General features: G+C 74.6%; 9 protein-coding genes. 6 read left to right on the top strand and 3 right to left on the bottom strand.

The window, feature by feature from the left end; all coding sequences use genetic code 11:
• The first annotated feature begins 4 nt into the window (after positions 1-4).
• Both pdxH and ACQYWQ_RS12675 read left to right on the top strand, forming a co-directional pair.
• Positions 5-649 (top strand): pyridoxamine 5'-phosphate oxidase, encoded by a 645-nt coding sequence (gene pdxH, locus ACQYWQ_RS12680; protein ID WP_431039170.1) that lies wholly within the window; start codon positions 5-7, stop codon positions 647-649.
• A gap of 1355 nt (positions 650-2004) precedes the next feature.
• Positions 2005-3360, top strand: coding sequence for a PAS domain-containing protein (locus ACQYWQ_RS12675; protein ID WP_431039169.1), 1356 nt, complete (start codon positions 2005-2007; stop codon positions 3358-3360).
• A gap of 202 nt (positions 3361-3562) precedes the next feature.
• Here ACQYWQ_RS12675 and ACQYWQ_RS12670 read toward each other — a convergent pair whose 3' ends face one another.
• On the bottom strand, positions 3563-4435 hold the full coding sequence (locus ACQYWQ_RS12670) for an SIS domain-containing protein (RefSeq protein ID WP_431034558.1): 873 nt from the start codon (positions 4433-4435) through the stop codon (positions 3563-3565).
• 283 nt (positions 4436-4718) lie between these two features.
• Here ACQYWQ_RS12670 and ACQYWQ_RS12665 point away from each other — a divergent pair, with 283 nt between their 5' ends.
• Positions 4719-5411: a metal-dependent transcriptional regulator gene (locus ACQYWQ_RS12665; RefSeq protein ID WP_431034557.1), complete on the top strand. Its 693-nt coding sequence runs from the start codon at positions 4719-4721 to the stop codon at positions 5409-5411.
• A 1015-nt stretch (positions 5412-6426) separates the two neighbouring features.
• Complete coding sequence (locus ACQYWQ_RS12660) at positions 6427-7281, top strand: alpha/beta fold hydrolase (protein ID WP_431039168.1); 855 nt, start codon at positions 6427-6429, stop codon at positions 7279-7281.
• Positions 7282-10348: 3067 nt separating this feature from the next.
• Here the strand turns inward: ACQYWQ_RS12660 and ACQYWQ_RS12655 are convergent.
• Positions 10349-11017 carry a bifunctional DNA primase/polymerase gene (locus tag ACQYWQ_RS12655; protein WP_431034555.1) on the bottom strand — a complete coding sequence of 223 codons (669 nt, stop codon included), beginning with the start codon at positions 11015-11017 and terminating at the stop codon, positions 10349-10351.
• 1105 nt (positions 11018-12122) lie between these two features.
• Between ACQYWQ_RS12655 and ACQYWQ_RS12650 the strand changes: the two genes are divergently transcribed.
• Both ACQYWQ_RS12650 and ACQYWQ_RS12645 read left to right on the top strand, forming a co-directional pair.
• Positions 12123-13508: a transcriptional regulator gene (locus ACQYWQ_RS12650; RefSeq protein WP_431034553.1), complete on the top strand. Its 1386-nt coding sequence runs from the start codon at positions 12123-12125 to the stop codon at positions 13506-13508.
• A 617-nt stretch (positions 13509-14125) separates the two neighbouring features.
• Positions 14126-15562, top strand: a complete 1437-nt coding sequence (locus ACQYWQ_RS12645; protein ID WP_431034552.1) for a hypothetical protein — start codon at positions 14126-14128, stop codon at positions 15560-15562.
• Between the two features lie 595 nt (positions 15563-16157).
• Here the strand turns inward: ACQYWQ_RS12645 and ACQYWQ_RS12640 are convergent.
• Positions 16158-17591: an ABC transporter substrate-binding protein gene (locus ACQYWQ_RS12640; protein ID WP_431034550.1), complete on the bottom strand. Its 1434-nt coding sequence runs from the start codon at positions 17589-17591 to the stop codon at positions 16158-16160.
• Between the last annotated feature and the right edge of the window lie 77 nt (positions 17592-17668).

Raw genomic sequence — 17668 nt, 5'->3', positions numbered from 1 at the left:
GAAGATGCGGGAGCAGTACCGGGCCGGGGGAATCGAGGCCGAGGACTTCGCGGCCGAGCCGATGGAGCAGTTCGGACGCTGGTTCGCTGACGCGGTCGCCGCGGGGATCTTCGAGCCGAACGCTATGGTCCTCTCGACCGCGGACAACGGTGGCAGGCCCAGTTCAAGGACGGTGCTGCTGAAGCGGTACGCGGCGCGTGGATTCGTCTTCTACTCCAACCACACCTCCCGCAAGGGCCGCGAGATCGCGGAGAACCCGCATGTCGCGCTCCTCTTTCCCTGGCATCCGATGGCTCGCCAGGTCCTCGTCACCGGTACGGCGGCGCACCTGGACAGGGCGGAGACGGCGGCGTACTTCCACAGCCGTCCGCACGGTTCGCAGCTCGGGGCCTGGGCGAGCGAGCAATCGCGGACGGTCGCCTCGCGTGAGGTGCTCGACGAGCGGTACGCACGGCTCGCCGCCCGGTATCCGGAGGGCAGCGAGGTGCCCGTACCGCCGCACTGGGGTGGTTATCTGGTGACGCCGGAGACGGTCGAGTTCTGGCAGGGACGGGAGAACCGTCTTCACGACCGTTTGCGCTATCGCCGTACGGGAGAGGCGGCGCCGGCCTCGGCGTCGGAGTGGAAGCTCGAACGACTGAGCCCCTGACGGGCGCGCGGAATCCCCCGAACGGCTGTGGAAAACTCCTGCTCAGCCCGCGTACGGAAAACGCGCCTCACCCTGATGAGTGAGGCGTTGAAAGACTTCCGCCGAGTTATCCACAGATGTGGCGGGACGGGGCTGGGCGGGGGCGGACTTGCGGAAGACTGGTATTGGGGCCGCCCCCTGGGAGGGCGGGGGCTGTCTTGTGGGCGAGGCCAAGGGCAGCCCCCCAGAAACACAGTCGACAAAAGCAGTCGACCCGCAAGCCGTGGTCTCCCTTGCGGGAGAGCCGGCCGGACATACCGGCGGCTTGCGGGTCGGGTGTACTGCTGGGATTGGGCCGGCGGCGACGTGAACCAGTCCGGTTTCCCGGTCCGGTTCTTCCACACGCTTCCGGCCACCGCACAAGAGTGCGGGGACAGGGGCCGCTAGCCCGCAGTCACCTCACGTGTCCGGTAGTCATACATTCTCCGAACCACCTCCCTTCTCATGTGCTTACCACTGTAAGAACGCTCCGGGTGAGAGGCAAAGGGTTTTCGCCGGAAACGAAAACCGGCGTTCGGCGCCCCGCGCCGGGAATGAATTGCGGCCCTCGCGACATCGCCCGCCGCCTCCCCCTTCCTCAAACACTCACGCCGCAGATCCCCCCACACCACCCCGCCTGCGCCCCGTCCCCCCACTACAGGCCCGCCCGACACCGCTCCCGCACCCGCGCACCCCAGCCCACCCCACCCGAACAACTCCCCACCCCCCGCCCTCGCCCAGACGCACCACCCCGCTGCCCGCCCGCCCCTCGCCTCCCCCCCCCCGCACCGCACCGCCCGTCCCGCACCACCCTCGCCGGCCACCGCCCACCCCCCCGGCGCGCAATCCCGCGGCTCACCCGCACCACCCGCCGCTCCCCCCGGTTGCCCCCCCACCTCGGCCCACCTCCCCCCGGTCCTCCCCCCGGTCCTCCCCCCGGTCCTCCCCCCGGTCCTCCCCCCGGTCCTCCCCCCTCGTCCTCCCTCCCCTCGACCCCCCTCCGTGGCGACCCCACCCCATACCGTGAACGCGCCCCCGAACACGCCCCCCACGTGCACCCCGCCGCCCCTCACCCGCATCACTGCCGCGCAACGATTTACGCGAAGCCGCTGTGTGCTGTGTCACGGTGGAGTTCAATTCAGCGCAGGCAAGGCAGACGTACGAATGACGTACGTACGGCAGGGGGTGCCAGGGTGAGTGTTTCCCGGCGCGGTGGGACCACGGACGATCCAGGTGCTCGCGGTGGGACCACGGACGGGCAGCAGGGTGCCGCGGAGCCAGTGCACGGCGCTCCCGGGCGGGACGACTCGGAGTTGCTCGCCGCACTGCTCGACGGCATGGACGCGGCCCTGTGCGCGCTCGACACGGACGGTGTCGTCACGCACTGGAACCGCGAGGCGGAACGCATCCTCGGCTGGACCCCGGAGGAGGCCGTCGGCCGGCAGGGCTTCGGCGGCTGGGCTGCGCGCGAGGCCGACGCGGGCGAGATGTGGCGTTCGCTCGCCACCGCGATGCGCGCCCCTGGGCGTCAGGTCCACGAGTTCGCGCTGCTCACCAAGGACGGCGGCCGTGTCCTCGTCCGCGTCCAGTCCGCCGCCGTACGGGACACCGACGGCCGTCCGGCCGGGGTGTACTGCGCCTTCAGCGAGGTCCACACCCAGATAGACCTGGAGCGTTCCATAGCCCTCGGCGAGGCGCTCTTCGACGACGCCGCCTGGGGGGTCGTGCTCGTCGACGCCGATCTGCGGCCCGCCGCGGTCAACGCCTACGCGGCGCGCGCGCTCGGCACCGGGCGCACGGCGCTGCTCGGCCGGCCGCTCGCCGACCTCCTCGGCCAGGGTGTCGAGGAGCTGGAGAGCGCGCTCACGCACGTACTCGCCGAAGGTGCCCCGCCCGCCCCCGCCGAGCTGTGGGTCACGGTCCGCGAGGAGACGGAACGCGCGACGCGCCGCTGCTGGCGCTCCGGATTCGTACGGCTCTCCTCGCCGCTCAGCGAGGAGCCGGTGCCGCTCGGCGTCGGCTGGTTCTTCCAGGACGTGACCGAGGCGCGGCTCGCCGAGCAGGAGAGCGCGCAGCTGCGCTTCCGCTCCGGTCAGTCGCAGCGTGCCTGCCGCGCCGCGGCCGAGTGCGAGGACCCCGGCGAGGCGGTCATGGTCCACCTCGATTTCGCCCTCGCCGGTTTCGCCGACCACGCCCTCGTCGACCTGCTCGACACCCCCGCCGCCCACCACGAGCCCGAGGGCAACGGCGGCACGCCGCGTCTCGTACGGGGCGCGATGACGCCAGGGGGCGGTCCGGGACCCCTCCGTACCGCGCTCGCCGGAGTCGGACTGCCGGTCGGCTACGGCGAGGCGCACCCCGCCGTACGGGCGGTGCGCCGCTCGGGCGCGGTACGTACGAGCTGGCACGGCGGCGTCGACGACGAGGAGCGCGAGGACTGGTCGCACCGCCACCGCTGGCCTCGCGAGACCGAGCACGCGCTGTGCGCCGTCCTGCGCAGCCGCGGCCTCACGCTTGGTGTCGTGACGTTTCTGCGCGGCCCCGGGCGCCACGCCTTCGACCGCTCGGACGCCCAGTACGCCGAATCCATCGCCCTGCGCGTCGCGGGCGCCGTCGACCTCGCCCGCCTCCTCGCCCCCGCCCCGCGCGCCGACCAGGAGCCGTACGCGAGCCACGAGCCGTACGGGGAGTGAGACCGGCCGCTACGTGGGACGAGCGCCCGACACCCGAGACGCCCCACCCCCCACCGCCCCCACTGTCCCCGGCGCCCCCGCTCGTCCTGGTCGCGTCCGCCCGTCCCTACCGCCCCCGCCCGTCCCGGTCGCGCCCGCACGAGCCCGTCGCACCCGTCCCCGCCCCCGCCCCCGCCCCCGCCCCGCGAGAATCCCCCGGCCGTCAGTGCTGGTAGTAGATCCGTTCCCGGTGTCGCGCGAAGACCTCGCCGTTCCACTCCCGTCCGCCCGGCACGTTCCCCGAGCGCAACAGGGGCGGCTCGGTGCCTTCGGCGGCGAGGAGTGCCGCCGCCGTCGCGGTCGTTGCCTGGAGAAGAGCGCTGGTCACGGCGGTCGATGCCGGGCCGAAGGGGGCGGCGATGCCGTCGCCGCTCAGCTCCGCGTCGCCCACGGTGATCTTGTTGTCGAGCACGACGTCGCAGTGCTCGGCGAGGAAGGAGTTCCACGGGTTGTCCGGGGCGCTGTGCCCCGCGTACGCGGCGGAGGTGACGCCGATGACCTTCAGCCCCTTCTCCCGCGCCCGTACCGCCATCTCGACCGGCAGGACGTTGCGTCCGGAGAGCGAGATGATCACGAGCAGGTCGCCGGCCGCCGCGGGCGACTGGTCGAGCACGGTCCCCGCGAGACCCTCGACGCGCTCAAGGGCCGACCCGAGCGTCGCGGGCCGTACGTCCACGCCGAGCGTGCCCGGCACCGTGAGCAGGTTCACGAGCGCGAGCCCGCCCGCCTTGTAGACGAGGTCCTGTGCGAGGAGCGAGGAGTGCCCGGCCCCGAAGGCGAAGATCCGCCCGCCCGCCGTCACGGTCGCCGCGAGCAGCCGTGCGGCACGCTCGACGGGACCGCCGGGCACCGCCTCCTCGTCCCGCACGCGCGCGAGCAGCGCCGTCACCGCGTCGAGGTAGCGGCGAGCCGTGTCGGGGACGGGCCCCGCAGGCACGAGCACGGGCCCCTCGGAAGCGGTTCCGGGCCTTGCGGGAGCGGTCCCGGGTCCCGTCGGCGCGGCGTCCTCGGGGGAAGTGGTCTCGGCGGCGCTCATCCGTGCCTCGTGCCTCCTGCTCGGGCGCCCGTGCCCCGGGCGAGGGCGGCGCGGTGGGTGGCACGGCGGTGTGCCGTCGCTCACGGTGCGGCCCCGGCACCTGGGCTGTCAACAGGGCCCGGGTGGGGCGCGGGGGAGAGGCGGGAGGGGTGGGAAAGGCCGGTGGAAGACCCCCGCCGTTCGGCCCGGGCCGGTTGTCGGTGGGATGCGTCAGAATTGACGGCAGGGCCAGCGCACACCGATCGCCGGGACCCCTCGGCGGTCACAGCATCAAGGGGCACGGATGTCCGGACTGATCGACACCACGGAGATGTATCTCCGCACCATCCTCGAACTGGAGGAGGAAGGTGTGGTGCCCATGCGCGCCCGCATCGCGGAGCGGCTCGACCAGAGCGGCCCCACCGTCAGCCAGACGGTGGCGCGCATGGAAAGGGACGGCCTCGTCGCCGTCGCCAGTGACCGCCACCTGGAGTTGACCGAGGAGGGCCGCCGCCTCGCCACGCGGGTCATGCGCAAGCACCGGCTCGCCGAGTGCCTCCTCGTCGACGTCATCGGCCTGGAGTGGGAGCAGGTCCACGCCGAGGCCTGTCGCTGGGAGCACGTCATGAGCGAGGCGGTCGAGCGCCGCGTCCTCGACCTCCTGCGTCACCCCACCGAGTCCCCCTACGGGAACCCGATCCCGGGCCTGGAGGAGCTGGGCGAGCAGTCCGAGGCCGATCCCTTCCTCGACGCGGGGATGGTCTCGCTCGCCGATCTGGAGCCGGGCGGCGAGGGCAAGAACGTGATCGTGCGCCGCATCGGCGAGCCCATCCAGACCGATGCGCAGCTCATGTACACGCTCCGCCGCGCGGGCGTCCAGCCGGGCGCCGTGGTGAGCGTGACGCGCGCGGCGGGCGGCGTCCTGGTCGGCAGCGGCGGCGAGGCCGCCGAGCTGGACTCGGAGATCGCCTCGCACGTCTTCGTCGCGAAGGGCTGAGGCGGGCGGCGGGCGCGGCCGGGCGGGGGAGCGCACGCGCCACCGCGCGGGCGCACCGCGGCCCGCGCGCGGCGACCGCCAGGCGTGCCTTCGCCATGCCTGCACGCCGCTGCGCGCGGTAGGGGCACGACTACGGGGCGGTCCGCGACGATGCACGGGTCCGGAGCGGCGGTACACGGCCGGGGCGGCGGTTCGTGGCGGTACGGGGCGGAGCCGTGCGGGCCGGTACGGAGGTAGGGCCGCTGCGGTACGGGCACGGTGCCGCGCCGGTACGGGGACGGGGCGGCCCGCAGCTCGCGAGGGAGTCAGCCGTGGCCTCTCGCGCGCCGGGCCCCGGGTGCGCGGCGCTCCGTACCGGAAGCGTGGGGCCCGTACCGGACGGGATGCGGTCCCCCTTCTTCGGGCGGGTGGTGGCCCCGAGCGACGCGGAGCGGGGGCGGGACGGCGGGGCGGCGGGAATGGGCGGGTGGTCGGGGGCGGATGGCCGGGGTGGCCGGATCTCTTCCCCGCGCGTCGGGGGACCGGGCGCGGGTTCCCCAGGTTTTGCGCCGTTTCGGGTGGATTGGAAGCGGATCGGAGGCGTCCGGTGTGCGGGGAGTGTTCCCGGTTTTGGTTTTTTCTGGGCCGGATGGGCAGCGCTGACCGGCTTGCCGTGTCAGTCTGACGCGATGGGACGGTCGAGACCGGCGCTGGCCCCTCGGGGAGGCTCCGTACGTGCGCCGGGTCCCGGCGCCTTGCGACGCCGGGACCCGATCCCCCCTGCGCTGACCCGGAGCCCCGAGCTCTCAGGGTCACCCCCGGGCGGGTCCGTTCCGCGAGGAACCCGCCCCTCGGCTGAGATCTCCCCCGCGCCACGAGCGTCAACCTTCCTCGGCTGTCACTCGTACGAGGGGTCTTGGGTGGAAAACCGTTGTTTTCCGCCGGAAATCGAATGATGTTTCGATAGCGTGCGGTTCGCGGGGCTCGGGGGCACCGCGCGGAGTGTGGACAGGAACGACTGGGGGTGCCGGAACCGATGGTGCGCCGGATCGATGTGACAGGGGCGGGCGGAGTGCGGCTCGCGGCGTGGGAGCACGCGGGGGCGGGGCCGGGGAGCGGGGATTCGCGCCCCGGTGTGCTCCTGCTGCACGGGCTGCTGGGACGGGCCTCGCACTGGGCGGGGAGCGCGGGCTGGCTCGCGGAACGGCACCGCGTGATCGCGCTCGATCAGCGCGGCCACGGGGCGAGCGAGCGTCCGGTGGGGCCGTACTCGCGTGCGGCGTACGTGGGGGACGTGCGTGCCGTGGTGGAGGGGCTGGGGCTCGGGCCCGCTGTGCTGATAGGGCATGGGCTCGGTGCGCTGACGGCCTGGCAGTTCGCGGCGCAGCACCCGGAGTCGGTGCGGGCGCTGGTGATCTCGGACATGCGCGCTTCGGCGCTCGGTATCGCGGCACAGCGGGAGTGGGTGGACTGGCTGCGCGGCTGGCCGCTGCCGTTCGCCTCGTACGCCGAGGCGGAGAAGTGGTTCGCGGCGGGCGATCCCTGGCTGGAACGGCCGAACGCGGCGCGCGGTGCCTACTACGCGGAGGTCATGGAACGGGTGGGGGACGGCTGGCGGCCCGCCTTCGAACCGGAGCACATGATCACCTCGCGCGAGGCATGGGTGCATGACTCGCACTGGGACGAACTGGCCCAGGTGGCCTGCCCGACGCTGGTGCTGAGGGGAACGGAAGGGGAATTGGGGCGGGCCGAGGCGCAGGAGATGGTCCGCGTGCTGCCGCGCGGACAGTACGCGGAGCTGAGGGGAGTGGGTCATCTGGCCCACTACGAGCGGCAGGAGGCGTGGCGGGAGGCGGTCGAGCCCTTCCTCGCGGGCGCGCTGACCGCCTGACCGGCGCGCGGCGGCCCGAACCGCCCCCCGGGCCGGGTTCGGCCCGGCCCCGGCCGGTGCGCGTCGGCGCCCCGCGCCGGAGACGGGTGTCGACCTGTCACGGCCGTGCCGACCTGTCACGGCCGACCGGGGGAAGCGCCTGCTGTGGCGGGGGCGCGGCCGCTGTGACCGGGGTGCGACCGCCGCGACCGGGGGCGCGGTGGCCGGGGGTGACCACGATGGCAGGGGCAGCGGCCGCAGTGGTCTGGGGTGACCGCTGTGATGGGGGGCGCCGCCGTGATCGGGTGCGGCTGTTGTGCTCGGCGGTCGGTGGGTGGGGGGAGGGAGAAGGGCTCCGCCGGGATCGTCGCGAGCGGGGTGATGGGTGGTGGGTCGTTGTGGGCTGAGCTTGCCATGTCGGCGGGCGTGTTGCCCCGTGAACGGCTCCGCTGGGCGAACAGGCGCGGCGTGAGGGCGGGTTCGGTTCTGGCTCCGGCCGGGCATCCGCCGACTCCCCGTAGCGGCGGCTGCTGTGCCCGGGGGTGACCGCAGCGACCGGGGGGGGGGGAGTGGCTAGCGGCGGCCAGGGGTGACCGCCGCGATGGGGCGCGGCCGCTGTGGTTGGGGGGGCGGTGGCTGGCTGGGGGAGGCATTCGGCGGGTCGTGGTGAAGTGGGGTGGTGGAGGGTCGGCCGTTGTGGGTGAGGTCGTTTTGCTGGCGGTCGAGTTGACCTTGTGCGTGGTGACCGGTGGACGAACCAGCCATGTATGGGGCCGGGTTCAGCCCTGGTCTTGGACAGAGGGTCTGTCGAGACCTGTATCGGCGGTGATGTCGGCCGATCGTGGCCGGGGGCGACGCAGGCGCGATGGGGTGGGGCCGCTGCGATTGGTGGTCGGCGGCGGCTGGCTGGCTGGTTGGCTGGGTTCAGGGTCGCGGCGGGTCGGGTGGTGGGCGGTTGGCCGTCGTGGCTGAGCTTGGGTGCCTTGGCCTCTTGAGTGGTGCCGAGGGGGCGAAGCGGTGGTTCCTGGGGCTGATTTCGGTTCCATGCCCCGGACGGGGGGCCGTCGGCTGCCCGCGTCGGGGCGAGCGTCGGCCTGTCGAGGAGGGGCGGCCGTTGTGGTCGGCGGTCGGCGGTCGGCGGGCGATGGTCGGTGGCTGGTGGCTGGTGGCTGGTGGCTGGTGGCTCGTGGGGGGAGGGGCTCGTCGGGGCTGACGCGAGCGGGGCGGTGCGTAGGTGGTCGTTGTGGCTGAGGTTGTCCTGCTGGTGGGCACGGCGCCCCCTTGGGCGGTGACCAGGTGGGCTGAAACGGGTTGCTGCGAAGGCGGGTTCGGGCTCGTTCCCGGCCGTTCGTTGACGCCCCGCCCCGGCGGCGGGTGCCGACCTGCCGTGGTCGGGGGTGCCGTGGCGGGCACCCGGCTGCCTGCTCGGGGGTGTGATGCCTGCTCGGGAGTGTGAGCGGGCGGTGATGGGCGAGCGGTGGATGTTGTGGCTGAGGTCGGGGCCCGGTCGGGTGGCGCGGGTACGTGGTGAGCAACGACCCTGCGCCGCAGGACTGGTGGGCCGCCGCGCGCCCCCGCGCACAATCGGCGTGCGGGGGCGCACAGGCCCCTTGCCGAGCACCCCCACGCCCTGCCCGCAAGCCCCGTGGGCAGGCCCGCGTGAGGCGTCCGCCCCCTTCCCCCCGCTCCGAAGGTCTCCCCGGACAACCGGCGGGCCTCCCCCCCCGCCTCGCCCCACGCCTCTCGCCCGCGCCTCACGACCTCCCGCCCTCGCCCGCCTGCTCCTCGGGATGGCGAGTGACGCGTCCCCCCCGCCTGCCCGTCCCTCGCGCCTCACGACCTCGCCTCACGACCTCCCACCCCGCCTGCCGCGCCCCAACGCCTCCGCCCAGCCGGCCCCGTTCGGCCACCGTCCGCCTCGCCCGCGCCCGCAGCTGCCGCGCCCGCAGCTGCCGCGCTCGCCTCGGCCCGCCCGCCTCGTTAAGGCCCGTCTCTCCTACGCCGACCTCGCGAACACCTGCCCCGCCCAGGCAGGCAGGGTCGCCCCCCCGGCGCCGTCCACGCCGCAGCGGTCCCGCCCGCTCCGCCAACGACCGGTCTGCCAACGCCGACCCGTTCGAGGTCCGCTCCGCCTGCAGCAGCAGCGGTCGCGCCCCGCTCAACGTCCGCCCCACTCTGGCCCGCCCCGCCACGACCGGCCCCGCTCACGTCTGTCCCGCCAGTGTCCGTAGCGGTCCCGTATTGCCTCGCCCGCTGGGTTGAGGCCCGCCCGGCCGACGCTGGTTTCGTCATACCCGCCCCGTCTACGCCCGCTCCCTCAATATCCCCCGCGTCAACGGCTGGCCCGGTCGGCGTTCGTCCTGCCTGTGCCTGTAGTGGTCGCGCCTCGCCGGGCTCACTACGCCCGTCTCGTCGATGTCTGCCCTGTCTGCGCACGTAGCGGTCGCCGTCTTGCCTCGTCCGCCCGCTTGAGGCCCGTCCAGTCAACGCTGGCTCCGCCGATATCTACCGCGTCAACGGCTGGCCTGGTCGGCGTTCGCTCCGCGCGTGCCTGTAGTGGTCGCGCCGGGTCCGGCCCGGCTACGTCCGTCTCGTTGACGTTCGCCCTGCCGGTGCCTGGGGGCCGCGTCTCGCCCTTGCCCGCCTCGTTGGGGCCCGTCCGGCCGACGCCGGCTTCGCCGACGCCCGCTCCGCCAACGTCCGCCCTGTCAATGCCAGCTCCGCTGACGCCTACCCCACCAGGGCTCGCGGTGGCGCGCTCTGCCCCCAGTGCGCGCCTCCCGTCCCGTCAACGCCCGCCCCCCAACAACCATCCGCCCCCCAGTCCCCCCGCCCCGCCAACGCCGGCCTCGCAACGCTCGTTCCGCCAATGGCCGGCCCGCCTATGTCCGCTCCCCCCGGCGCTCGCAGCGGTCGTGTTCCGCCTTGCCCCGCCAACAACCGGCTCCGCCCTCTGCCCGCCCTGCCGGTGTCCGCAGCGGTCGCGCTCCTTCCCGCCCCCTCAACGCCGACCTCGCCTGCGCCCGCAGCGGTCCCGTCCCGCCCTGCCGATATCCGCCTCGCCCGTGCCCGTAGCTCCCCGCCTCCGTCAGGAACTCGGTGCTGTGTCTCGGCCGCAGGCGTATGCCAGCGGGCTGATCAGTTCTTGGGTGTCGGGGAGCCAGCGGTTCGCGGAAGTGGGGCGGCGGGCCCATTGGACGGCGCCCTGGCCGCCGAAGCGGGTGGGTGGGGCGGCGATCCAGGCGCCCTCGCCGAGGGCGGTGAGGCCCAGTGCCCGGGGGGACCAGCCGAGAGCGCGGACCAGGTCGCCCGCCTTCGCCGCGCCGCCCGGCAGGACGAAGAACCGCATGCGGCGGTCGGGCGCCCGGGTGACAGGGCCCGGCGTCACACCCATGCGTTCCATCCGGGCCAGCGCGAGGAAACCGGCCGTCTCGGGCACCTCGATCGCGTCGAAGGTACGGCCCGTGGGCAGCAGGACCGCCGCGGTCGGCCGCTCCGTCCACAGCTTGCGGGCCACGGTCGCGCTGCCGGTCGCCTGGGACGCCCAGTTCTCGTCCGCCGGGTGGGCTCCGGGGGCCGGGCAGCCGCGTTCCCCGCAGGAGCAGCGCTCCACGCCCTTGGCCGTCTCCAGCCAGACGCCGGGGACGACGTCCCAGTGCCGGTCCTCGGCGTACCGCACCGCGCTATGGAGCGGTGGCTCACCGCGCTGCTGCGAGGGGATCTTGCCTGCTCCGGTCACGCCGAGGGTCTCTTCCACGCACAGCACAACTCCCGCCGCGAGTCCGGGTTACGGGGTGGGCGCGACCCCGCGTGAGCGGCCGCGCGCGGGGAGGGGCACCGGCCCGGGGTGCGGGGCGCACGGGGGCATCGCCGGGGGCGCGCGGGAGCCGCCGGAGCCCGGGGAGGGTACCCAGGAGGGAGTGGCTTTCCGGAATTCCGGGAGATGAACTCGGCCGGGCATATGCGGACCCCGGCGGGGGGTCCGGCAGGGAGGAGAGGAGGAAGCGGAACGCCGCCATACGCACGCACCGCCCGTAAGCCCGTAAGCCCGTAAGCCCGCGAGCCGACCGGCCCGCAGGCGGACAAGAAGGGGGCTCGCCCCGTACGGACCGGGCCGCACGGTACGGACCGGGCCGCACGGTACGGACCGGGCCGCACCGTACGACGGCCCCGCGCCGCCCCGCGCACCGCACAACGGCCCCCGCACCGCACAACGGCCCCGCACCACGCACCTGCCACCCCACCCACCACGCACCGTACGACCGCGCCCCGCACCGCCCCACCGCGACCCGTACGCCCGCACCGCCACCCGCCCGACCGCCCTGCGGACCCGCCCGACCGCACCGCGCGCCCCGTACCACCCGACGCCGCCCCACGCCCCGCCGCCCCGCCCCGCCTCACCCCAGGCCACCTCACCCCGTCCCGGAGCCGCCCCCGCCCCACCCCGACGCGTCCCGCCCGCCTCCAGCTCGTCCCGCCGCTCCGTGCGACACGCCGGGAGGGGAGAAGTAATACCGGATAGGTCCCCTTTGGGGCGCATCTTCGCTTTGTCCGCAGGGCAGTGATCAGCCAGGTGGCGCAGCGCACGCCGCCCAGCAGGTCAGATACACGGCCCGGACCGGCCAGGTGCCCGCCCCAGCGGGTCGCCCGCCGGGGCGGGCCCAGGTCAGCAAGCCAGTCCAGTACCCAGTCCACGACCACGCCTTTCGGCTCCGTGACCGGGACAGCGACCGCGACCACGACCGCACGACCGACCCCGTGAGCCGAGCGCGAGCGCGCTCGCGAGCCACGGAGGAGGCCGCGGGCCGTACCGCGGGCGCGTACCGGCGCGGGTTCCAGGCGTACTTATTGGGGGTTTCATCATGGCCGCGAGGCCGCTAGTCGCACGCCAGCCGAACGAACGGCTCCAGGCGCTCATCCAGGAGGCCGGTTGCTCCAACGCCGGTCTCGCCCGCAGGGTCAATCTCTGCGGGGCCGAGCACGGACTCGATCTGCGGTACGACAAGACGTCCGTGGCCCGTTGGCTGCGGGGTCAGCAGCCGCGGGGCCGTGCGCCCGCCGTCATCGCCGAGGCCCTCGGGCGCAAGCTCGGGCGGACCGTGACGATCGACGAGATCGGCATGGCCAACGGAAAGAACCTTTCTTCCGGCGTCGGCCTCCAGTTCTCGCCGACGGTGCCGGGGGCGATCGAGCAGGTCTGCGAGCTGTGGCGCAGCGACGTGGGGCGCAGGGACTTCCTGACGGGTTCGTCGGTCGCCTCGTCCGCGCTCGTCGAGCCCAGCAGGGACTGGCTCATCTCGATGCCCGACAGCCAGGTCGCGCGCAGTGGCGGGCCGCGGGTCGGGGCCTCGGACGTCGCCGCGGTACGGGCCATGACGACGGCGCTCGACCGGCTCGACCACCAGTACGGCAGCGGGCATGTGCGCCCCGTCGTCGTGCACTACCTCAACAGCGTCGTCTCCGGGCTGCTCTCGGGGTCCTACCGGGAGCCGGTGGGACGGGAGTTGTTCGCCGCCGTGTCGCGGCTGACCGAACTCGCCGGCTACATGGCCGTCGACACCGGGCAGGCGGGGCTCGCGCAGCGCTACTACATCCAGGCGCTGCGGCTCGCGCAGGCCGCCGGGGACCGGGCCTACGGCGGGTACGTGCTCGCCGCCTCGATGAGCCACCTCGCGGCGCAGCTCGGCAACCCGCGCGAGATCGCGCAGCTCGCGCGGGCCGCGCAGGAGGGCACGCGGGGGCAGGCCACGCCTCGCGCCCGGTCGATGTTCCACGCGGCCGAGGCGCGCGGGCACGCGCTGCTCGGCGACCGGCGCGCGGCACACGAGGCGATCGACCGCGCCGAGAACGAACTCGCGCACTGCGACAGGGACAGGGACGGCGATCCGCAGTGGATCGCGCACTTCGACGAGGCGTACCTCGCCGACGAACTCGCCCACTGCCACCGTGATCTCGGCGAGCCCGAGCAGGCGGAGCGCGCGGCGGGCCGTGCGCTCGCGGGCCACCCGGAGAGCCGCACGCGGCGCCGCGCGATCGGGTACGTGCTGCTCGCGACGGCGCAGGTCCAGCAGCGGGAGATCGAGGAGGGCTGCCGCACCGCGCTGCACGCGGCCGAACTCCTCGCCTCGCTCCGCTCCGACCGCGGCGCGGAGTACCTGGAGGACTTCCGGCAGCGGCTCGACCCCTATCGGGAGGAGTCGGTGGTACGGGAGTTCGGGGCCCGTCTCGATCTGCGCGCGGCGGCCTGAACGGCTCGCGGGCCGAGCGGGTGGCGGCCCGGGCGGTGGCCCGGATGGGGGGCGACCCGGCGGTGGCCCGGATGGGGGGCGACCCGGCGGTGGCCCGGATGGGGGGCGGCCCGGGCGGGTGGCAGTCCGGGTGTGCGGCGGCCCGGGCGGGTGGCGGTCGTCCTCCACGGTGCGGGAGGGCGGCCGCCCTGACCCGCGCGGGCCGGTCCGCTTCCGGGGTACGGAGCGGGACCCCGTGCGACGTACGGTGACCGCCCCGCCGGGCCCGGCCGGCGCCGGGGCGGACGCCGCGTACGGGCCCGTCGTGCGGGAGCCGTACGGCGTCGCACGGGGCGCCACGTACGGGTGTCGTGCGGCGCCCCGTACCGGAGTCCTGCGGAAGCCGCACGGGAGTCGCACGGCAGCCTCACAGCTGGTTCGTCAGCTTGTCGGACCGGGAGGGGTGTTGACGGCCGGGCGCCGCCCGCCGGACATCATCCGTTCCTCCGCTGTTCGCGTGCTGCGTCCACGGTGACCTGCGGCGACGGCCCGGGCCGGGTGCGCGCGTGGCCGGGGCACTGAGAGACCGGGTAGCGTGACCCGACGATTCCCAGGGTCCCCCATTCGTAGGAGTTCCGGTGGCGCAGAGCGGTCATGGCGGGCAGCCGCATCCCTCCGAGGGCGAAGGTGTCCCGTACCCCGGCACCTCGGGGACGCCCGCCGACGGCACCCCCTGGGCACCGCAGCCCGGCTACGACCCGTACGGGAACCCGCAGCCCCCCGCACACTCCGGTGGCTACGGCTACCCGCACACCCCGGCCCCCACCGGCGGCTACGGTTACCCGCCGCCCTTCGAGTCCCCGCACGGCCCCCAGGGCGGCGGCGACGCGGAGGCGACGCAGTTCATCCAGCCCCTCGCACCCGGCGGCGCCGACAACCAGGCGACGCAGTACATCGCGCCCGTGCCGGGGGGTGGCCCGCTGCCGCCCGAGGCGGCGGGGCAGGACAACCCGTACTACGCGCAGCCCCAGCCCCCCGTGCCGGACGCAGGGCCCGACGCGCAGGCGACGCAGTACATCCCGCCCGTTCCCGGAGGCGGCGCCCCGCAGTTCCCCGGCGGGCCCGCCCAGCCCCCGGCCCCTTCCCCGTACGAGGAAGCGCCCACGCAGCCGCCCGCCGAGTTCGACAGCCTCTTCCGGGCCGAGGGCGAGGGCGCGACGACGCAGATGCCGGCCATCACGCCGCAAGCGCCCCCGCCCCCCGCCTACGGCTACCCGCAGCAGCCGGGCGGGTACGGCTACCCGCAGCAGCCGGGCGGCCCCGGGCAGGCGCCGCCGTCCGCCGCGTACGGCAACGGCTACGGCGCGGGTGGCTACGACAACGGCTACGAGGAGCCCGCGCGCGGGGGCGGCGGCAACCGCAACAAGGGGCTGCTCATCGCGATAGGCGGGGTCTGTGTCGTGGCGCTCGGCCTCGGTGTCGGCGCGCTCGTCGGGGGCGGCGGGAGCGACGACGAGGCGAAGACCTCGCCGGTCTCCGCGACCGCTTCCGCCGGACAGCAGGACGGCGACGACGCGCAGGGCGAGGGCGAGAGCACGAAGCCCTCACCTTCGGCCGACCCGGTCAAGGAACAGGCCGTCGGCCTCGACAAACTCCTCGCCGACTCGAACAACAGCCGTGACGCCGTGGTCCGTTCGGTCGGCAACATCGGTTCCTGCAAGGACCTCGGCAAGGCGGCGTCGGACCTGCGCGACGCGGCACGGCAGCGCAACGACCTCGTCAAGCGGCTCGGCGAGCTGCCGCTCGACAAGCTCCCGCAGCACGGCCAGCTCACGAGCGCGCTCACCCGTGCCTGGCACGCCTCTGCCACGGCTGACAACCACTACGCCGCCTGGGCCGACCAGACCGCGAAGCACGGCGGCTGCCGAGGCGGCCACGCCCGCTCGACGAACCAGCGCAACGCGGGCGACCGGGCGAGCGGCCAGGCGACGAGCGCGAAGGAGCAGGCCTCGGGGCTGTGGAACGCGATCGCGTCGAAGTACCAGCTGACGCAGCGGGACAAGAGCCAGCTGTAGGGGCGAGTTGTGGGGGCCGCTGTCGGGGCTGAGCCGGGGCCCGGAGTCGGGGCTGAGCCGGATGGGCCGGGGCTGAGCCGGATGGGCGGGCCGGGGCCGGGGCGCCCGGAGTCGGGGTTCGGGCTGGACCGGGTGCAGGGCCAGGCCGTGGGGCGTCGTGGGGGGCGCCCGGGGTGCCCGGGGTGCCCGGGATGCCCGGGCCGGGTGTAGGGGGCGCGGGCTTGTGAAGGGCAGGGAGCCTCAGGGTTTTCTCAGGGGGGTGTCAGGGAGGGGGTGAGGGTTTTCCCCTAGGGGATGCGTGTCCCCCCGACGGGCCACAACGGACGCCAACCCACGGAAGTTCCCGTCTGCCGTCTGCCGTCTGCCGTCTGCCGTCTGCCGTCTGCCGTCTGCCGTCTGCCGTCTGCCGTCTGCCGTCTGCCGTCTGCCGTCTGCCGTCTGCCGTCTGCCGTCTGCCAGCGGCTGCCTGTCGCCTGCCAGCTGCCGCCTGCCGCTTGCCAGCTGCCGCTTGCCAGCTGCCAGCTGCCGTCTGCCAGCTGCCGTCTGCCGTCTGCCAGCTGCCGTCTGCCAGCTGCTGTCTGTCGGCCTCGGCCCGTCACCCCCGTCCTGCCCGCGCCGGTTCGCGTTCCAGTGCCGCTCTGGCGTCGCCCGTCGCTCCCGGGCCGTCCCCCGTGCCCTTCGTGGCGACCAGCTGGCCGTCGCGGATCTCCAGGTGGGTCACGCGGGTGTTCGCCGTGCGGGGGTAGCCGATGACGGAGCGGGCGTAGTCGTTGCCCCAGCTCAGGGTGGGAGTGAGGCCGCCCGTCGTGACCTTCGTGCCCTTGTCGAGCGCGTCGCGCACGGTCTTCGCGGTCACGGGGCCCTTGCCGAGCGACTCCACGATCCGGCGCAGCGCGGTGTACGCGATCCACGTCGTCTGCACCCCGGCGTCCGCCGGGTCGATCGCGTTGTCGCCGAAGGCGTGCTTCGTGATGACCTTCTTCATCGTGGCCCAGCGCGGGTCGGACGCCGGGGGGTACCACCCCGTCACCGCCGCCCCCTCGTACGGTCCCGAGGCGCCCCCGGACCTGTCGACGAGCCGCTGGCTCACGCTCCCGAGCACCGAGCCGACCCGCACGGCGGGCGTCGCATCGGCCCCCGTACCCGCCTCCGCCCCCGTACCCGTACCCGCCTCCGCCCCCGTGCCGCCCGAAGGCGCCACGCGGCGGAAGGAGTCGATGAACGCCGCCGTGCTGTCGCCGAGCGCCACGCTCACGCAGCGCCGCGCCGCCGGGGCAGGGGCGAGCCGGTCGAGGACCTGCCCGGCCTGCGGCGTGTAGTCGCTGGAGGCGGTGGGCACGGGCAGGTCCACGACCTCGCCCGCGCCGCCCGCGTCCCGCAGCCCGGCGCGCAGCAGCTCGGGCCATGTGTCCCCGGTGATGCCCTCCGGGCGGACGAGCACCACGCGGTCGCAGTCCGGGGCGAGCTGCGCGCCCTGCGCGGCGATCAGCGCGGGCAGCCCGCCGTTGACCGGGTACGAGTCCGGATTGACGAACTCCTCCTGCGTGATCCCGTACCCGCCGAGGTAGGGGATGCCCGCGAGCGAGATCGGCGAGAAGATCGCCGCGTCCTGCTCGCTGTACGAGCCGACGACGGCGACCGCCTTCTCGCGCACCGCGCGCCGGGCGCACTCCGCCGCGGCGACCGACTCGTTCCCTTCGTCGCACACGAGCACCCGCAGCTTCCGCCCCCCGATGCCGCCCTCCGCGTTCACCCACCGCTCGTAGGCGCGCGCCATCGCGGTCATCCCGGGCGCGTTGGTCCCCGTGGTGTGCAGTGGCGCCCACGTCATGACGGTCACGGGACCGTCCTTGTCCCCGCCGCCGGGCAGCAGTCCGCAGCCGCTCAGGAGCAGGAGCCCGCACAGCGTCCCGGCGAGCGGGGCGCGGAAACGGCTACGGGCCCCGCGCCACCGGCCGGGCGCGGGGCGGGATCCGAGCCGGGTACGTCGGATATGCCGGGGATGTATCGGGAGCGGGCCGCTGGTCATGGCGCCGCAGCCTTGTCGTCGCGCGCCAACCGGCGCGCTACCCACGGTCAACACCCGGTGACGGGCGGGTGAACAGC

Source organism: Streptomyces sp. P6-2-1, assembly GCF_050613165.1.
Classification (GTDB): domain Bacteria; phylum Actinomycetota; class Actinomycetes; order Streptomycetales; family Streptomycetaceae; genus Streptomyces.
The sequence above is the reverse complement of the archived record's forward strand: the minus strand, read 5'-3'. Positions and strand labels throughout refer to the sequence as shown.

Bases quoted from the DNA above. Each gene is read 5' to 3' on its own strand.
- pdxH (WP_431039170.1), top strand. From the start codon at position 5: ATGCGGGAGCAGTACCGGGCCGGGGGAATCGAGGCCGAGGACTTCGCG.
- ACQYWQ_RS12675 (WP_431039169.1), top strand. From the start codon at position 2,005: ATGGACGCGGCCCTGTGCGCGCTCGACACGGACGGTGTCGTCACGCAC.
- ACQYWQ_RS12670 (WP_431034558.1), bottom strand. From the start codon at position 4,435: ATGAGCGCCGCCGAGACCACTTCCCCCGAGGACGCCGCGCCGACGGGA.
- ACQYWQ_RS12665 (WP_431034557.1), top strand. From the start codon at position 4,719: ATGTCCGGACTGATCGACACCACGGAGATGTATCTCCGCACCATCCTC.
- ACQYWQ_RS12660 (WP_431039168.1), top strand. From the start codon at position 6,427: ATGGTGCGCCGGATCGATGTGACAGGGGCGGGCGGAGTGCGGCTCGCG.
- ACQYWQ_RS12650 (WP_431034553.1), top strand. From the start codon at position 12,123: ATGGCCGCGAGGCCGCTAGTCGCACGCCAGCCGAACGAACGGCTCCAG.
- ACQYWQ_RS12640 (WP_431034550.1), bottom strand. From the start codon at position 17,591: ATGACCAGCGGCCCGCTCCCGATACATCCCCGGCATATCCGACGTACC.